An 18,007-nucleotide genomic window follows, 5' to 3' on the forward strand; every position below is an offset into this window, starting at 1 on the left:
TGTTCCTTTGTTGTCTGTGTTGGGCCTCAACCCTTTAACGCACCGGCAGTGAGGCCGGAAACGATGCGGCGCTGGAAGATCAGCACCAGAATCACCAAGGGCACCGTGACCAGCACCGACGCCGCCATCAACAAGCCCCAAGGCAGCTCATGGGGGCTGCCGCCGGAAATCAGCGCGATGGCGACCGGGACCGTGCGTTGCGAATCGGTGAGGGTGAAGGTCAGGGCGAAGAGGAACTCGTTCCACGCCGCGATGAAGGCCAAGAGGCCGGTAGTGACCAGCGCCGGCCAGAGCAGCGGCAGCAGCACGCGGGTCAGCGTGACCCAGGGGGACGCGCCGTCCATGATCGCGGCCTCTTCCAACTCATGGGGCAGTTGCCCCATGAAGGTGGTCAGCACCCAGACGGTGAAGGGGAGGGTGAAAATCGTGTAGCTCAGGATCAACGCCCAGGAAGTGTTGTACAGGCCCAGGGCACGGATGACTTCGAACAATCCCGACAGCACCGCGACTTGGGGGAACATCGAAACGCCGAGGACCATCATCAACACCGGGCCGCGTCCGCGAAACTTCACCCGGCCCAAGGCATAGGCGGCGGTCAGGCTGAGGAACAAGGCCAGGGCGACCACGCACAGCGCCACCACCAGCGAGTTGCCGATCGCCCGCAGGAACGAGGCCTGGTTGAGCACTGCGGCATAGTTGGAGAAGTCCGGGTTATCGATCCAGTAGCTCACCTGGAACAAGGCACTGGACGGCTTCAGCGACGTCACGATGGCGTAGTAGAACGGGAAGACCGCATACACCAGCAGGATTGCGATCAGGCACCAGAAGCCGAGGCGCAGCAGGGCTTTTTTCAGCAGGCGCGGGCTCATGAGCGCACCTCCATCCGACGGCGTCCAAGGTACAGATAAGCCATGGCGATCACCGCGACGACGAGGAACAGCAAGGTCGAGGCGGCGCTGCCGTAGCCGACGTCCTGGAATTCCACCAGGTGTTGGCGGGCGTAGACCGACATGCTCATGGTGCTCGACGAATTCGAAGTCAACACGTAGATGACATCGAATACCCGCAGCGAATCGAGGATGCGGAAGATCGCTGCCACCAACAATGCCGGCATGAGCAGCGGCAGGGTGACCCGCCAGAAAACCTTGACCGGATGAATGCCATCGACCCTGGCGGCTTCGTAGCAGTCGCTGGGCAACATCTGCAAGGCCGCCAGCATCAGCAGCGTGACGAAGGGCACGGTTTTCCAGACGTCGACGATGATCACCGCCCACATCGACAGGTCCGCGTCGGCGGTCCAGGCCAGCGGTGCGTCGATCAGGCCGAGGCCGAGCATCAGGTGGTTGATGATGCCGAACTGGTCGTTGAGCATCCATGACCAGATTTTCGCCGAGACAATGGTCGGGATCGCCCAGGGGATCAAGATCAACGCCCGCACCAAGGCGCGTCCGGTGAACTTGACGTTCAGCAGCAGCGCCACCAGCAGCCCGAGGACCATTTCCAGTCCCACCGACACCACGGTGAAATGCAAGGTGTTGCGCACCGCATTCCACCACTGTGGATCGACCAGGATGCCTGACCAGCCGGCACTGCTGTGAAACAGGTAGTTGCTCAAGCCGACGAAGGTTGCGTCGCCGGTGTCGGCCAGGCTGGCGTCGGTCAGACTGAACCAGAATGTGCGCAGCAGCGGCCAGGCTGCCACCAGGGCCAGGCACAGCAGCATCGGCGTCAGAAACAGCCAGGCGGCGCGAACGCGGCGGCGTTGTACCGGCGTTTCCCGGGTGAGCAGGCGCTCGTCGTCGCCGGGAGCGAGTGTCGTGGAGACTGACATGGTGATTTCCTTCCTTGTGGCTTACCAGTTCCGGCGTTTGATCCGTATGAGTTCGCTTTCCAGCTCGGCCAACGCCTGATCGACTGGCCGCTCGCCCGCGAGAACGCCATGCACTTGATCGAAGAACGCGTTGGAAACCCTTGGATAACGGTCGGCGGTGATCGAGGCGGGGCGCATGACTCCATCGTTGAGAATGCTGTGCAGTTGGCTGTAGTAAGGCATGGCCGCGAGCAACTCGGGATCCTGGTAGAGCGACTCGATCACCGGGTTGTAGGCGCCAACCAGGGCGCGGTGTTTCTGCTGTTGGGCGCTGCTCAGGTAACTCACCAGTTCCGCGGCAAGCTTGGGGTTGGCGCTGTAGCGCGACACCGCCAGGCCCCAGCCGCCGAGGGTGGACGCGTGGGTGCCCGTGGTGCCGCCACGGGGCAGGGGAGCGACGCCGACCTTGTCCTTGACTGCGCTGTCCGGGCTTTGTACCAGGGCCCAGACATACGGCCAGTTGCGCATGAACAGCGCATTGCCGGACTGGAAGACGCCGCGTCCTTCTTCTTCGGTGTAATTGAGCACGCCACGCGGGGCGATGTCGCCCACCCAGCTTTTCGCCAGGGTCAACGCCGCCCTCGAGGCCTGACTGTTCACCACGATGTCGCCTTGCGAATTGACCAGCCCGCCTTGCGGTTGGCTGCTGATCCATTCCAGCGCATTGCACGTCAGGCCTTCATAGGCGCGCCCCTGGAAAACGTAGCCCCATGCGTTGGCGTTCCCGGCATCACGCTCGGCCTGCTGGATGGTCCTGGCGGTGGTCGTCATGTCTTCCCAGGTCTGGGGGACGGGCTTGTTGTATTTCTCGAGCAAGTCCTTGCGGTAGTACAGCAGTCCCGAGTCGGTGAACCACGGCATCGTCACCAGGCGCCCGTTTACCGTGGCGTTGTCCACCTGGGCCTGGAAATAACCTTGGGTAGCGTTGGCAGGCAGCACCTCTCGCAGATCCATCAAGTGCTTGGCCAGCATGCCCGGCCACACCATGTCGATCTGGATGATGTCGATGTCGCTGGATTGCGCACTGAGGATCTGTTGATAGAACGACAGCCGCTCGGTCGCCGAGTTAGGCGTGGAAACCACTTCGACACTGTTGCCGGTCTGTTTCGACCACGCCTCGACAGCCTCCTTGCACAGTTGCAGTTCGGCACCCACGGCACCGCAGGAAATCGTCAGGTTGGCAGCCGTCGACAGGGATGGAAAGCCGATGCAAAGGCCGAGCAGCGCCGCCGGAAGGAGCGATTTGAGCTGTTTCATAAAGCCCTCTTTATTTTTGTTTTTGGAAAAGTTAACGTTAACATCGCCAAATGTAGCAGTGTATTAGCAGCGAGGCATCCTTTTTTTCTCAGGTTCGACAACTCGGAACCTTGGCGAAAAGACCGGCTGCGGCAACCGAACAATAAAAACAAAACAGGGAATATTTACATGCAGAAAGCATCAAGCTGGCTACTCGCAAGCGTGCTCGGCGCCTCGGCAGCCACCTCTCAGGCCGCCACTCTGGAAGAGCGCATGGCGGCGTTTGAAGCCCGGGCCAGCGCCGCGGAAAAACGTGCCGCCGCCGCCGAACAGCAAACCCAGGCACTCGCCAGGGAACTGCAACAAATCAAACTCGCCGCGCCAGCGGTTGCTGCCGCCGTTGCAACGCCGACGGTCAATGCGCGCCTGGCAAAACTCGAAGCCCGCCAGCAAAGCCCGGAAAAGCAGGACAGTGGCGCACACCTCACGGACGGCTTCAGCTTCAAGGGCTACGCCCGTTCCGGATTGTTGATCAACGATGGGTTGGGCGGTGGGCGTGGCGGTCCGTACACCACCCCGGCCGGTTCTGTCGGTGGCGCCGTCGGGCGACTCGGAAACGAGGACGACACCTACATGCGCATCGACCTGTCGAAAGAGTTGTACGCGCAGAACGGCACCCGCTCCAAATTCACGGTGTCCATTGCCGATGGCGTGGAAAGCTCCAATGACTGGACAGCCGAAGAAAGCAACCTGAACGTGCGCCAGGTGTTCACCGAACTCGATCACCTCGCGGCATTCAAGGGCAACGCGATGTTCGAAAACTCGACCCTGTGGGCAGGCAAGCGCTTCGACAGGGACAATTTCGACATCCACTGGTTGGACTCCGATGTTGTCTATCTGGCGGGTACCGGCGGCGGTATCTACGATGTGCAGATGAACAGGAATTGGCGCTCGAACTACTCATTGATCGGTCGCAACTATGGGGATTTCAGCGAGGGCGGCGTCAATGCCGATGTGGAAAGCTACATCCTGACGTCCAACCAGTTTTTCGACGGTGGGCAGTGGCAGTGGATGTTCAATGCCATCGGCTCGAAGAAAAACGACTTCGGCACCCGTGTCAACGAAGCAGGGCTGGCGCCGGCCGATTCCGGCTTGCACAGCATGGTTGCCAATCACCAGAAAAACTTCTTCGGTCGCGAAGGCTTCTTCAAGACGGCGTTGCTCTATGGACAGGGGTTGGGAGCGGAGGTCAAGAACGTTGGTGCCGACGGGGAACTGATCGACGATGCCCGCGCCTTACGCGTGGCGTTGTACGGCGAAACGCCCCTGGCCTCCGACTGGCGCATCGGCCCGAGCCTGCTGGCCGAACAAAGCAAGGACCGCTACGTCAAGGGTGATGACTACCGCTGGATGACGCTCAACGTGCGGTTGGCCAATGCGATCAACAGCAATTTCGAGATGGCCTACGAGATGAGCTGGCAAACCATGAAGCTTGACCCCAAGGGCTACCTGCAACGCAATGCGGTCGACGGAAACTTCTGGAAATTCACGGTCGCCCCAACCTTCAAGCCCGACCTGGGCGACCTGCTCACGCGCCCCGAATTACGCTTGTTCGCCAGCATCATGAACTGGTCGTCGGACCTGGATAGGTACAGCACCACGGATTCCTTTGGCAAGACTGACTTCAACGCTGGCGGCGTGTGGCAGTACGGCATCCAGATGGAGACCTGGTTTTGACCCCGACCCGTTGAACCCCTGGGCGCGGCTGAATGCAAAGCTCACGGACACCCAAGATCTCTGTGGGAGCGAGCCTGCTCGCGAAAGCGGAGGGTCAGCTTGCAGTGATGTTGGATGTGCCGACGCTTTCGCGAGCAGGCTCGCTCCCACAGGCAATGCGATTCACTTGAGAGCAACGACGGACCCGTGGCGAGGGAGCTTGCTCCCGCTGGACTGCGCAGCAGGCCCAAAAAAAGGGCCGCTTCGCGACCCAGCGGGAGCAAGCTCCCTCGCCACGGGGTTGCCGACGACGATTAGCGCCCGTGCCAACCCAACTGACCTGAGATCTGCTGGGTCGCTTGCATCAATTGCTTCACATAGTCCTGCTTCAACTCTTCCCTGAAGCGAAAGCACGGGAATGAGACGCTCATCCCGCCGATCACGTGGCCGAAACGGTCGCGGATCGGTGCTGCCAGGCAGCGCATGTTGTCTTCGAACTCTTCGTGGTCCTCGGCATAGCCTTGCTGGCGAACGATTTCCAATTCCTGCAAATACGCCTCGACACTGGTCAAGGTATTGGCCGTGCGGCGCTCGAAGCTTTCCTGCGCCAGGTGCGCCAGCAACTCGTCTTCTTCGAGCCAGGCCATCAGCACCTTGCCGATGCCGGTGCAGTACAACGGCGCTCGCCGACCGATCCGCGAATACATGCGCAGGTTGTACTTGGAGTCGATCTTGTGCACGTAGACGATGCTGCCTTCGTCGAGAATCCCCAGGTGGACGGTCTCGCCGGTCAGCTCGTTGATCCGCCGCATGCCCGGCTCCGCTTCCCGGACGATGTCCAGGTGGGGCAGGGCCTGGGCGCCCAATTCGAACAGGCGCACGCTCAGGCGATAGCGATCCTCGGCATCCTGCACCACATAGCCACGGGCCTTCAGCGACTGCAAGAAGCGATAAACCGTGGCCTTCGACATGTCCAGTTTGGTGGCGATTTCCGATACGCCGCTTTCTTCCGGGTGCTCGGCCAATGCCTCGAGCACGGCCATGGTCCGGCCCACCGCCGACACCAGATCGTTATTGGGAATGACGCTGTTGTCCATGAAGGCTCCAACGTGAAAGTAAAACCCAAGGATATACGCAAGAAGAACAAAACGCTGTTTCATTTTTGCTTGACGCGACTGGAAATCTGACTAGACTCGGGCCTTGAGATAAAAATGAAACGCCGTTTTAAAAACAAAAAAGGCGCGTAATGATGGATGTGACGCTTAACCATTGCCCAGCTGCACGCCCATTGAAGGTCGCGTTGGTCGGGGAATGCATGATCGAGATGCGCGGCGAGCCCGGTGCCGCGATCACCCAGACGTTCGGTGGCGATACGCTCAACACCGCGGTCTATCTGGCGCGATTGAACCCGCATCGCGCAGTTGTCGTGGATTACATGACGGCGGTGGGCAGCGATGCGTTCAGCGCTGCCATGCGCCGGTCCTGGCTGGAAGAGGGCATCGGTGACGCCCATGTGCGCGTGATCGAAGACGCGCTGCCTGGGCTGTACTTCATCCAGACCGATCCACACGGCGAGCGACGTTTCCTCTATTGGCGCGGGGAAGCGGCGGCGCGGCGCCTGTTCGAAGGTCCCGAAGCCGATGTCTTGCTCGAGGCGCTGGCTGATTACGACTACATCTACCTGAGCGGCATCAGCCTGGCGATCCTCGTGCCCCAAGGGCGCGAACGTTTGATCCAAGCCTTGCACCGGGCTCGCCGTGCGGGCTCGCGCATCGCCTTCGACAACAACTACCGTCCCCATCTCTGGCCCGATCCTGAAACCGCCCGACAGGCTTACCGCGAACTGTTGCCCTTGACCGACCTGGCCTTGGTTACGTGGGAAGACGACGCGCTGCTGTTCGGCTACCGCGACACGGAAGCCCTGTTCGAAGCCTATGCCGAGGTGGGCGTACGCGAAGTGGTCCTCAAGCGTGGCGCCGCCAGTTGCCTGATCCAGTGCCCGACCGGGCGTCTTGAAGTCCCCGCGCAAACCGTCGCCCGTGTCGTCGACACCACCGCTGCAGGCGATTCCTTCAGCGCCGCCTACCTGGCCTGCCGCCTGCGTGGCGGTGATCCGGAGCAGGCCGCTCGTTGGGGCCATCGCCTGGCGGCCCAGGTCGTCCAGTACCGGGGCGCGCTGATTCCCAAGGCGGCCATGCCGAACATGGGCACTTCCTCACTTCCTTCTGTTGCACAGGTCTGACTTATGAAAATCGTCGAAGCGCGTGTCATCGTTACCTGCCCGGGGCGCAACCTGGTCACGTTGAAAATCGTCACCGATGAAGGCCTCTACGGTATCGGCGATGCGACCTTGAACGGCCGCGAACTGGCGGTCGTCGCGTATCTTGAAGAGCACGTCCTGCCTGCGCTGATCGGCCGTGATGCGCACCGCATCGAGGATATCTGGCAGTACCTGTATCGCGGTGCGTACTGGCGCCGGGGGCCGGTGACCATGACCGCCATCGCCGCCGTCGACGTGGCGCTGTGGGACATCAAGGCCAAGGCCGCGAACATGCCGTTGTACCAATTGCTCGGCGGCAGGAGCCGCGAGCGGGTGATGGTCTATGGGCATGCCACGGGCAAGGACATCGAAGGGTGCCTGGACGAAGTCGCCCGTCACGTCGAGCTGGGCTACAAAGCCGTGCGCGTGCAATGCGGCGTGCCCGGTATTGCCACCACCTACGGCGTCGCCAAGCGCAGCGGCGAGCGTTATGAACCGGCTGACAGCGACCTGCCCGCCGAGCATGTGTGGGACACCGCCAAATACCTCAACTACGTGCCCAAGCTGTTCGCCGCCGTGCGCGAACGCTTTGGCGACGACTTGCATATCCTCCATGACGTGCACCATCGCCTGACGCCCATCGAAGCCGGGCGCCTGGGCAAAGCCGTCGAACCGTACAACCTGTTCTGGCTGGAAGACTGCACGCCGGCGGAAAACCAACAGAGCTTTCGCCTGATCCGCCAGCACACCACCACGCCGCTGGCCGTGGGCGAGGTGTTCAACTCGATCCATGACTGCCGCGAGTTGATCCAGGAGCAATTGATCGACTACATCCGCACGACGCTGGTGCATGCCGGCGGCATTACCCATGTGCGCCGTATTGCCGACTTCGCTGCGCTGTTCCAGGTGCGCACCGGCTTTCACGGCGCCACCGACCTGTCCCCGGTGTGCATGGGCGCGGCGCTGCATTTCGATACCTGGGTGCCCAACTTCGGCATCCAGGAACACATGCCTCACGAAGACCGCATCGATGAAGTCTTTCCCCATGCCTATCGCTTCGAGGACGGCCACTTCACGCCGGGCGAAACACCGGGGCATGGCGTCGACATCGACGAAGACCTCGCCCGCCAGTACCCCTACAAGCGCGCCAGCCTGCCGGTCAACCGTCTTGAAGACGGCACGCTCTGGCACTGGTGAAACGGTTTGAACCCTTTGAGTAAGCGGGGCGAACGTCCCGCCAGGAGTGACCCGATGAAAGCGTTCCAGGTAAGAGCACCCTTCGAGTTCGGACTGGCCCAGGTCGATCGACCCGAGGTTGCCCCGGGTGAGGTCCAGGTCGATGTGGCGTACGCCGGCATCTGTGGCTCGGACATGCACATCATCCATGGGCAGAACGCATTCGTGCGTTTTCCCCGTGTCACCGGCCATGAATTTTCCGGGGTGATCCGGCAAGTGGGTGAAGGCGTCGAGCACCTTCAGGCAGGCGACCGGGTGTGCATCGATCCGGTGATCAGCTGCGGCACCTGTTATCCCTGCCGCATCGGCAGGCCGAATGTCTGCACGCGTCTGCAAGTGATCGGCGTGCACCGCGACGGCGGCTTCAGCGAGCAGGTCTGTGTACCGGCCGAAAACGCCCACCGCTTGCCCGACTCGATGTCCCTCAGCCACGGCGCCCTGGTCGAACCGTATTCCATTGCCCTGAATGTGCTCGATCGCATGCAGCCCCATCCGGGCGACAGCGTATTGATCTATGGCGCCGGGGTGATCGGCCTGACTCTGGTGCAGATGGCCAAGGCGCTGGGATTGACCGACATCACCGTCACCGATGTCATCGACAGTCGCCTGGAGACGGCGCGCGCGCTGGGCGCCAGTCGGACCCTCAACGGCCAGGAAGTGGATGTCGAAGCAGCCATGCGCGAACTGACTGACGGCGAAGGCGTGCCGTTGATTGTCGATGCCGCCTGCATTCCGGCATTGATGCCGCAGATGGTGCGCCTGGCCTCGCCGGCCGGGCGCATCGGGTTGCTGGGTTTCAATGCGACGCCCAGCGATCTGGTGCAGTTGGAAATGATCAAGAAGGAGCTGACCCTGGTGGGTTCGCGGCTCAACAACCGCAAATTCCCCCGGGTGATCGAGTTGATTGCCAGTGGCAAATTGCAGGTCCAAGACCTGATCAGTCATCGCGTGACGTTCGACGACATGCCCGGCGCCATCGACCTGATCGAAAAACACCCCGAGCAAACCCGAAAAGTGCTGGTGGAGCTGACGAACGCCCATCACTGAGCCGTCTGTACCACCGTTCCATCGTGCCCGTCATGGGCACCCTCACCGAATAAACACAACAAGCGGGAGGTTCCACCATGTTTGGTCAAGGACGTAGCTTAATCATCATCATGCTGTTCCTGGCCGGGGTGATCAATTACCTCGACCGGTCGGCATTGTCTGTGGCGGCGCCTTTCATCCAGAAGGACTACGGTCTGAGTACGGGTGAGATGGGCATGATCTTCAGCAGTTTCTTCGTCGGCTACGCCGCCTTCAACTTCATCGGTGGCTGGGCCGCCGACCGTTACGGCGCCAAGACCACGTTGTTGCTGGCGATGGTCTTGTGGTCGTTGTTCAGCGGCCTTACGGTGCTGACAGTGGGCTTCGCTTCGCTGGTGCTCATCCGGATCCTGTTCGGCATGGGCGAAGGACCGCTGAGCGTCACCACCAGCAAAATGGTGAACAACTGGTACACCCCCAAGCGCAGGGCACGGGCCATTGGTGCGTCGATGTCCGGCACGCCGCTGGGCGGGGCGATTTCCGGCCCGGTGGTGGGCTTTATTGCCGTCACCTACGGTTGGAAGGTGTCGTTCATTATCATCATGGTGGTCGGCCTGATCTGGGCGGCCGTGTGGTTCAAGTTCGTCAAGGAGCGGCCTGAAGGCGAGGGCGCCGAGGACATCCTGCGGGCCGAGGGGCAAAGCGAAATGGCGGCGCAACCGGTATTCCCGCTGCGTTTCTACCTCAAGCAGCCGACGGTGCTGTTCACCTCGCTGGCGTTCTTTTCCTATAACTACACGTTGTTCTTCTTCCTGACCTGGTTCCCCAGCTACCTGACCATGGCCCACGGCCTGAACGTCAAGGACATGAGCATCGCCACGGTCATTCCCTGGGTCTTGGGATTCCTCGGCCTCGCCCTGGGTGGCTTCATCTCCGACTTCGTGTTCAAGAAGACCGGGCGGATGATGTTCTCGCGCAAAGTCGTGCTCGTGACCTGCCTGCTGGCCTGCGCCGCCTGCATTGCCTGTGCGGGGATGGTAACGACCTTGTATCCGGCGGTGATTCTCGTCGCGCTGGCGGTGTTCTTCCTCTACCTCACCGGTGCGATCTACTGGGCGATCATCCAGGACACCGTCCCGGCCGCGCGGGTGGGTGGCGTCAGTGGCTTCATGCATTTTCTGGCTAACACCTCGGGCATTGTCGGCCCGACCTTGACGGGGTTCCTGGTGCAGTTCACCGGCTCGTTCACCAGTGCGTTCCTGCTGGCGGGGCTGCTGACCGTGATCGGTGCCGTGTGCGTGGCGCGCTACGTGAAACCGCTGTCCGTGGCGGACACCGGCAACTCGGCGGCACAAAGCCCGCAACCCGCGTCGGCCCTGGGCCATCCCTGAACAGAAGGAGTGAATCGATGCCCGTAGTGAACCGCGTTCCTTGCACCGGTAGCGCAACGCAGATTGGTATCGTGCACCTGGGCCTGGGCGCGTTTCATCGCGCCCACCAGGCGGTCTACCTGCAACGCCATCTCAATCGCCACGGCGAAAGCGAATGGGGTCTGTGCAGCGCCAACCTGCGCTCCAATCACACCCTGGTCGAGCAATTGCGCGAGCAGGACGGCCGCTACCATGTGGCCGAATACCGCGACCGCGAACAAGTGACGCTGCGAGAAATCGGGGTGCTGCGCGAGGCCTTGTATGCGGGTGAGGGCGGTCATGAGCTGGAGCAACTGCTTGAGCGCATGGCCGCGCCGCAAACGCGGATCATCACGCTCACCGTCACCGAAAAAGGCTATTGCCTGAGCCCTTCTTCCGGGCAGTTGCGCCGCGATGATCCGACGATTGCCCATGACATCGCTCATCCGCACATGCCACGCTCGGCGCCGGGGATCGTCCTTGAAGCCCTGCGCCGACGTCGCGCCGCAGGCATCGCGGCGTTCACCGTGTTGTGCTGCGACAACATGCCCGACAACGGCCAGCGCACCCGCCAGGCCGTGAGCGCCCTGGCGGCGTTGCAGGATCCAGCGTTGGCGCAGTGGGTTGAGCAGCAGGTGGCGTTTCCCAGCTGCATGGTGGACCGCATCGTGCCGGCCATGGACGAGGAATCCTTCCGCCGATTGGAGCAACTGGATTGCCACGACCGCGCGGCCGTGGTCAGCGAAAGCTTCAGCCAGTGGGTGGTCGAGGATCATTTCCCCCTTGGACGACCGGACTGGGAAGTGGAAGGCGTGCAGATGGTCGACGACGTGCGCCCGTTTGAAACGATGAAACTGCGCATGCTCAATGGCAGCCATTCGCTGCTGGCCTACGTGGGTTTGCTGGCGGGCCATGAGTCGGTCTTCGAGGCCGTCAACGATGGGCGACTGGCACGCCTCATCGAGCGCTACATGGCCGAAGAAGCGGTGCCCACTTTGGACATGCCGGCCGGTATTGATCTAATGAAATATGCCGAAGACCTTCGGGCGCGTTTTGCCAACGACAGCCTGCAACACCGCTTGCGCCAGATCGCCATGGACGGGTCGCAGAAACTGCCGCAACGCTGGTTGCTTGGCGCCCAGCAATTGCTCGACCAGGGACGCGGCATCGACTGCACCGCGCTGGGCATCGCCGCCTGGATTCACTACTGCACGCAACCGTTGCCCGGACGTCCGGCGCATGTGGTCGACGACCCGTTGAGCGCCACCTTCGCCGATCTTGCCGGACGCTTCGACGGCGTATCGCGGGTGGACGCGTTTCTCGGTCTGGACGAAATCTTCCCACCGGCACTGTCGGCCCGCCCGGCGTTTCGCGATGCCGTGCACCGCGCCTACAGCGCCCTGGCCCGCGACGGCGTGGACGAGCTTTTGCTTACCGTTGCCACACCCAACTGACTAACAAGGAGAACAATATGGAACAGACATGGCGTTGGTTTGGCCCTAAAGACCCGATCTCCCTGGCGGACGTTCGCCAGACCGGTGCGACCGGCATCGTCACCGCGTTGCATGAGATTCCCAATGGCCAGGTGTGGCCGGTGGAGGCCATCGCAGCGCGCAGAGCGATGATCGAAGCGGCCGGCCTGAGTTGGTCGGTGGTGGAAAGCATCCCGGTGCACGAAGACATCAAGCGCGGCTGCGGGCGGCGCGACGAGTACATCGCCAACTACCAGCAAAGCGTGCGCAACCTCGCGAGCTGCGGCATCGATATCGTCTGCTACAACTTCATGCCGGTGCTGGATTGGACTCGCACCGACTTGTTCCATGAGCTGGCGGACGGTGGCTGGGCGCTGCGTTTCGATCAGACCGCGTTTGCCGCCTTCGACCTGTTCATCCTTCAGCGCCCGGGTGCGCAGGCCGAATACAGCGCCGAGGATATCCAGCAGGCCAAGGCCTATGTCGAGCAACTGACGCCGGTCGCGCGCGAAACGTTGGTCAACACCTTGATCGCTGGCTTGCCCGGCGCCGAGGAACACTACAGCCTGGATAATTTCCGGGACTTGTTGGGGACTTACGCCGACATCGACGAGGCCAAGCTGCGTGAACACCTGGGGTACTTCTTACGCGCCGTGATCCCGGTGGCGGAGGAGGTGGGCGTGCGCATGGCGATCCATCCGGATGACCCGCCCCGGGCACTGCTTGGCTTGCCACGCATCCTCTCCACCGCCGAGGACGCCCAATGGCTGCTCGATGCCGCGCCCAGCCCGGCCAATGGCCTGACGTTCTGCACCGGCTCCTATGGCGTGCGCGAAGACAACGACCTGGTGGCGATGGCCAAGCAGTTTGCGCCGTTCATCTACTTCACTCACTTGCGCTCGACCCGCCGGGAAGCCGACCCGCGCAGCTTCCATGAAGCCCATCATCTGGATGGCGACGTGGACATGGTCGGGGTGATCAGCGCCTTGGTGGCTGAAGAGCGCCGGCGCGAACGTGAAGGCGGCCCGCGCCTGCCGTTGCGTCCGGACCATGGGCACCAACTGCTCGACGACCAGCAGCGCAAGAGCAATCCCGGTTACTCGCTGATCGGCCGTCTCAAGGGCCTGGCGGAAATCCGCGGGGTGGAACTGGCTGTGCGCCAACAACTGAACCAGACGCCACACTAAACCCGTGGCGAGGGAGCTTGCTCCCGCTGGGCTCTGTAGGAGCTGGCGAAGCCTGCGATCTTTTGATCTTGATCTTGATCTTTCGCTCACGACTCAACGAGCAGGGTAAAGATCGCAGCCTCGTTGCACTCGGCAGCTCCTACGCAGCTCCTACGGGGTGCAATTCTTCGGGAGCAAGCTCCCTCGCCACAAAAGCCAATCCGTGGGCTCAGTCGCTGTTGTCTTCCGGCTCCAGCGCCTGCAACCAGCGGTTCTCCGAACGGTTCAGGTGCTGGCGCATCGAGGTCTGGGCGCCGAGCACATCCTTGCTGGCGACGGCGTGCAGGATCGCCTCATGCTCGACGACGGCGGCTTCCCAGGTCTGGGTATTTTCCGAGTGCTTGCTCAGGTGAGCGGAGAGCGGGGTGTGTCGTTCATCAAAGAGCGCCGTGATGATTCGGACCAGGGCAGAATTACCGCTCATTTTTGCCAGGCGCTGATGGAACTTGCGATCGTCCTCCAGCGGCGGCAGGCCGTTGGCGATGCTCGCGCGCATGGCATCGATGCATTCCTGCAGGTAGCGGTAATCGCTTTTCTTGCCATGCAAACAAGCCAGGATCACCGACTCACCTTCGATCAATGCGCGGGCCTGCATCAGTTCAGAAGGGCTTTCGCCCAAGGTCATGGCCTGGCTTTTTCCATCCTTTGACCTGGCCCGCACGTACACGCCGGAGCCCATCTTGATCTCGATGTCGCCGTCTATTTCCAAGGCGATCAGCGCTTCACGCAGCGATGGCCTCGAAACCCCCAGCAGTTGGGTCAGGTCGCGCTCCGGAGGGAGTCTGGAGCCCGCTTTGAAATCCCCTTGGGCAATGTAGCTGCGCAGTTGATCGGCGATCTTCTGATACGGCTTGCGTTCGGTGGCGTTGATCGGTGAGACCATGGGTGGCGTCCATCGGAGAGTGCGCAAAGGCTACCATAGGCGCCTGATTGTGGGAGCGAGCTCCCACAGGAAAGGGTAGCAACACTGCGGCTCACATCACCGCGCCGATCTGCCAGGGCAGGAACTCGTTATCGCCCAAGCCGTTTTCCTCACTGCACGTACGACGTCCGGAAGCGGTCTCCAGCATCAGCCGAAACAACCGCTCCCCGGCCTGCGCCACCGACTCCAGCCCATCGACGATACGGCCGGCATTGAAGTCCATATCCAACTCCATGCGCTGAAACAGGCGGGTGTTGGTGGCGATCTTCAAAGATGGTGTGGGTTTGCATCCATAAGTCGATCCGCGGCCCGTAGTAAAGCAAATGAGATTCGCGCCGCCTGCCACCTGGCCGGTAGCCGACACCGGGTCGTAGCCGGGCGTATCCATGAACACCAACCCTGGGGCATCGACCGTTTCGGCGTACTGGTAGACGCCCATCAGTCCGCTCGCACCGGCCTTTGCCACGGCGCCCAGGGATTTTTCCAAGATAGTGGTGATGCCCCCAGCCTTGTTGCCCGGAGACGGGTTGTTGTTCATGTCGCCGTCGTTGTGGCGAACGTAGGCTTCCCACCAACGGATCCGTTCCATCAGTTTTTCTGCAATTTCGGCGGACGCGGCGCGGGCCGTCAGCAAGTGTTCGGCGCCGTAGATTTCCGGTGTTTCCGAAAGAATCGCGGTGCCACCCTGTTGCACCAGCAGGTCTACGGCGGCGCCCAACGCCGGGTTGGCCGTGATGCCCGAGTAACCATCCGAACCGCCGCATTGCAAGCCAACACATAGATGGCTGGCGGCAACGGTCGTCCGCCGGCATTGGTTGATGAGGGGCAGCATCGCTTCAATCTGGGCGATGCCGCGTTGCACGGTTTCGCGCGTACCGCCTTCCTCTTGGATGATGAGGCTGGCCTTGAGCACAGCGGGGCGGTTCCCCAATTCATTCATCAACGGTGTGAGCTGGTTGACCTCGCAACCGAGTCCGATCAGCAGCACACCGGCAAAATTGGCGTGGTCGGCATAACCGCGCAAGGTGCGCTTGAGGATATCGATGCCTTCGCCCTTGGCGCCCATGCCGCAGCCGCTGCCATGGGTGATTGCAACGATGCCATCGACGTTGGGGAAGTCTTTCAAGCGCTCGGCAGAGAAGGCGTTGGCGATCTGCTTGCAGACGGTGGCCGAGCAATTGACGCTGGAGACGACGCCGATGTAGTTACGGGTGGCGACGCGTCCGTCATCGCGGACGTAGCCTTCGAACGTAGCGGAATTCTTGCTGAGCAAGGTGGGCACATAGATGTTCTGTACGCTGTGCCCTGCGGTGCTGGTGGGCATGTCCAGGTTATGCACATGGACATGATCGCCGGGCTCGATGTCTTGGGTCGCCTGGCCGATGACCTGCCCGTACTTGAGCACGCGCTGGCCTGCCAACACCTTGCGCAAGGCGAGCTTGTGACCGGATGGGACGAGTTGCCGAGCGATCAGTGCGATGCCGTCGGCACTCACGGCCTGGCCTTCGACGATATCGCCACGGGCCACCGCGACATCGTCGCCGGGTGCCAGGACTAGCAAAGAAGAAATTGGGTTCATGCTGCGTCCTCCGATTTCAGCACTCGATGATTGCCTTGACGACGCCTTGTTTCGGGTCGAGCAACGTGGCGAACGAATCGGGCACATCGGCCAGGTTCAGTCGGTGGGTGTTCAGCGCGGCATCCGGGATCAAGCCATCGCGCAAGCATTGCTCGACGTGCCGGAAGTCTTCCCGAGTGGCATTGCGGCTGCCCATCAAGGTGGCTTCACGCTTGTGGAATTCAGGGTCGGAGAAGGTGATGGAATCCCTCACCACCGAGATCATCACGTAGGTGCCACCATGGGCGATGAACTCGAACCCACGCTCCATCGCCCGCGCATTGCCAGTGGCATCGAATACCACGTCGAAAAAATCGCCGTCGGTCAGGTCGGCCAGGGCTTGTTTGTCGCCGTCGCCGATTTGCACGGCGGCGTGGATATCCAAGTGTTCCTTGCAGAACGACAGGCGATCTTCGCGGGTATCCAGCACGGTGACTTTCGCCCCGCGCAGGCTGGCGAAGATCGCCGCTGCCATGCCGATCGGGCCGGTGCCGACCACCAGGGCGTTTTGCCCTGCCTGCACATTGGAGCGACGCACGGCGTGAGCACCGATCGAGAGGAATTCAATCATCACGGACTGATCGAGGGAAATCCCATCCGCCTTGTGCACGAACTGATGAGGAACACTCAGGTATTGGGTGAAGGCACCGTCGCAGTGAACCCCCAGCACCTGGATCCGCGTGCAGCAGTTGGTCTTGCCCTGGCGGCAGGCAATGCAGGCTCCGCAAGACAAATAGGGCATCACATAGACGACGTCACCCACCGCCAACTCGCTGGCATCGTCAGTGGCGTCCACGGTCCCAGAGAATTCGTGGCCCATCACGCGCGGGTATTCAAGGTACGGCTGATTACCGGTGAAGATGTGCAGGTCGGTGCCGCAGACCCCGACGCGCTTGACCCGGATGAGGATTTCTCCCGGTTTCCTGAGTGGTTTTTCACGTTCGAGGGCGGTTAATGAACCGGGTTCGTTGCAGATGACAGTCAGCATGTCGGTGCTCCTTGGCGTGCCTGCAGGCAATGCTTGAGCGCAGGCGGGAGGAGGGTTTGGGCGCGCGGCTGCTGGAACCGAGGCGCTGTTTTTTATAATGGACGGCAGCGATATGCCGTTGATGCCGGTCCGAAACTACGCGCCAAAAAAAATATTGGCAAGACCAATCTAGAAAAAAATAGATTGGACTGACCAATAGTCGTAAGCGCGAGCCAACTCGCCTCCACACTTTGATACGGTGAAATCAGGTTCCGGTTGTCGAGAAATTCCCTGTGGGAGCGAGCTTGCTCGCGATGGCGGTCTTGGACATGACATGGATGCAAGCTGAACCACCGCTTTCGCGAGCAAGCTCGCTCCCACAAGGTTTCGCGCTGAATGCAAAGCTCATGGACACCCAAGATCTCTGTGGGAGCGAGGTGAACTGGCCTAATAATTCCGGACACCTCTTAAGGGCGATATGATTTCGCCAACTTGGAGGTCCCATGAACGAAAGAAAGGTCTATACCCGCGAGTTCAAGCTGCACGCTGCCAGCATGGTGCTTGATGATAACTGCCCGGTTCTAGATGTATGTGCATCGCTGGATATCGGGCCCACTGCTTTGCGGCGCTGGGTTGATCAGGTTCGCAAGGAGCGCGAGGGGCAGCCAGTTAAAGGCACCAAGGCGATTACCGAAGATCAACGCCAGATTCAGGAATTAAAGGCCAAGATCAAGCGTATGGAAATGGAAGCCGAAATACTAAAAAAGGCTACCGCTCTCTTGATGTCGGATCCCGATCGTTTCCGATGATCGCAGAGCTAAGAGAGTCATTTCCGACGGCCGTGGTGTGTCGTGTTTTCGGTGTGAAGCGCAGCAGCTTTTATGAGTGGATTCAACGGCGGGCCAAGCCGCGGATCAGACGTGAGGAACTCAGGTTGAAAGTCGGTGAGCTGCACAGCGAAAGCCGCGAAGCCATGGGCTCCAGAAAGATTAGCAAAGGCCTGAAGGCTCAGAAAATAACAGCTGGAAGGAGCCTTGTCCGAGCGCTGA

At 61.2% G+C, this 18,007-nt stretch carries 16 protein-coding genes; 8 read left to right on the top strand and 8 right to left on the bottom strand.

The features are described 5' to 3' along the window. Window positions 1–26 precede the first annotated feature (26 nt). From FHK92_RS01370 to FHK92_RS01380, 3 genes are read right to left on the bottom strand one after another with little or no spacing between them, the layout of a single operon-like run. A complete protein-coding gene (locus tag FHK92_RS01370; protein WP_181286454.1) occupies window positions 27–869 on the bottom strand; it encodes a carbohydrate ABC transporter permease in 843 nt (280 codons plus the stop codon). Continuing rightward, the gene (locus FHK92_RS01375) at window positions 866–1,831 is read right to left on the bottom strand and encodes a carbohydrate ABC transporter permease (RefSeq protein WP_181286455.1); all 966 of its coding nucleotides are present in this window, start codon (window positions 1,829–1,831) and stop codon (window positions 866–868) included. The genes FHK92_RS01370 and FHK92_RS01375 overlap by 4 nt, the downstream gene beginning before the upstream one ends. A 21-nt stretch (window positions 1,832–1,852) precedes the next feature. Then, window positions 1,853–3,127 carry an ABC transporter substrate-binding protein gene (locus tag FHK92_RS01380; RefSeq protein WP_181286456.1) on the bottom strand — a complete coding sequence of 425 codons (1,275 nt, stop codon included), beginning with the start codon at window positions 3,125–3,127 and terminating at the stop codon, window positions 1,853–1,855. 168 nt (window positions 3,128–3,295) lie between these two features. Between FHK92_RS01380 and FHK92_RS01385 the strand changes: the two genes are divergently transcribed. Next, complete coding sequence (locus tag FHK92_RS01385) at window positions 3,296–4,843, top strand: carbohydrate porin (RefSeq protein WP_181286457.1); 1,548 nt, start codon at window positions 3,296–3,298, stop codon at window positions 4,841–4,843. A gap of 293 nt (window positions 4,844–5,136) precedes the next feature. Here FHK92_RS01385 and kdgR read toward each other — a convergent pair whose 3' ends face one another. Further along, window positions 5,137–5,919, bottom strand: coding sequence for a DNA-binding transcriptional regulator KdgR (gene kdgR, locus FHK92_RS01390; RefSeq protein WP_181286458.1), 783 nt, complete (start codon window positions 5,917–5,919; stop codon window positions 5,137–5,139). 152 nt (window positions 5,920–6,071) lie between these two features. Between kdgR and FHK92_RS01395 the strand changes: the two genes are divergently transcribed. From FHK92_RS01395 to uxuA, 6 genes are all read left to right on the top strand, one after another. After that, complete coding sequence (locus FHK92_RS01395; RefSeq protein ID WP_181286459.1) at window positions 6,072–7,064, top strand: sugar kinase; 993 nt, start codon at window positions 6,072–6,074, stop codon at window positions 7,062–7,064. Window positions 7,065–7,067: 3 nt separating this feature from the next. Then, a complete protein-coding gene (manD, locus tag FHK92_RS01400) occupies window positions 7,068–8,279 on the top strand; it encodes a D-mannonate dehydratase ManD (RefSeq protein ID WP_181286460.1) in 1,212 nt (403 codons plus the stop codon). Window positions 8,280–8,333: 54 nt separating this feature from the next. Beyond that, window positions 8,334–9,365 (top strand): Zn-dependent oxidoreductase, encoded by a 1,032-nt coding sequence (locus FHK92_RS01405; RefSeq protein ID WP_181286461.1) that lies wholly within the window; start codon window positions 8,334–8,336, stop codon window positions 9,363–9,365. A 77-nt stretch (window positions 9,366–9,442) separates the two neighbouring features. Then, complete coding sequence (locus FHK92_RS01410; protein ID WP_181286462.1) at window positions 9,443–10,735, top strand: MFS transporter; 1,293 nt, start codon at window positions 9,443–9,445, stop codon at window positions 10,733–10,735. 17 nt (window positions 10,736–10,752) lie between these two features. After that, the gene (locus tag FHK92_RS01415; RefSeq protein WP_181286463.1) at window positions 10,753–12,207 is read left to right on the top strand and encodes a mannitol dehydrogenase family protein; all 1,455 of its coding nucleotides are present in this window, start codon (window positions 10,753–10,755) and stop codon (window positions 12,205–12,207) included. Between the two features lie 17 nt (window positions 12,208–12,224). Then, a complete protein-coding gene (uxuA, locus tag FHK92_RS01420) occupies window positions 12,225–13,412 on the top strand; it encodes a mannonate dehydratase (protein WP_181286464.1) in 1,188 nt (395 codons plus the stop codon). Window positions 13,413–13,620: 208 nt separating this feature from the next. Here uxuA and FHK92_RS01425 read toward each other — a convergent pair whose 3' ends face one another. The 3 genes from FHK92_RS01425 to FHK92_RS01435 all read right to left on the bottom strand — a co-directional run bounded on the left by FHK92_RS01425 (window position 13,621) and on the right by FHK92_RS01435 (window position 16,979). Beyond that, complete coding sequence (locus tag FHK92_RS01425) at window positions 13,621–14,334, bottom strand: FadR/GntR family transcriptional regulator (RefSeq protein ID WP_181286465.1); 714 nt, start codon at window positions 14,332–14,334, stop codon at window positions 13,621–13,623. A 91-nt stretch (window positions 14,335–14,425) separates the two neighbouring features. Continuing rightward, window positions 14,426–15,952, bottom strand: a complete 1,527-nt coding sequence (locus tag FHK92_RS01430) for a UxaA family hydrolase (RefSeq protein WP_181286466.1) — start codon at window positions 15,950–15,952, stop codon at window positions 14,426–14,428. A gap of 16 nt (window positions 15,953–15,968) precedes the next feature. Continuing rightward, a complete protein-coding gene (locus FHK92_RS01435; protein WP_181286467.1) occupies window positions 15,969–16,979 on the bottom strand; it encodes a zinc-binding alcohol dehydrogenase family protein in 1,011 nt (336 codons plus the stop codon). 482 nt (window positions 16,980–17,461) lie between these two features. Here FHK92_RS01435 and FHK92_RS01440 point away from each other — a divergent pair, with 482 nt between their 5' ends. Continuing rightward, on the top strand, window positions 17,462–17,767 hold the full coding sequence (locus tag FHK92_RS01440; RefSeq protein WP_181286468.1) for a transposase: 306 nt from the start codon (window positions 17,462–17,464) through the stop codon (window positions 17,765–17,767). Window positions 17,768–17,784: 17 nt separating this feature from the next. Here the strand turns inward: FHK92_RS01440 and FHK92_RS27605 are convergent. Continuing rightward, window positions 17,785–18,007 (bottom strand): hypothetical protein (locus FHK92_RS27605; protein WP_219915911.1); only part of this gene is annotated, 223 nt, incomplete at its 5' end.

The sequence above is a fragment of the Pseudomonas brassicacearum subsp. neoaurantiaca genome, assembly GCF_013608025.1.
In the GTDB taxonomy this organism is placed as follows: domain Bacteria; phylum Pseudomonadota; class Gammaproteobacteria; order Pseudomonadales; family Pseudomonadaceae; genus Aquipseudomonas.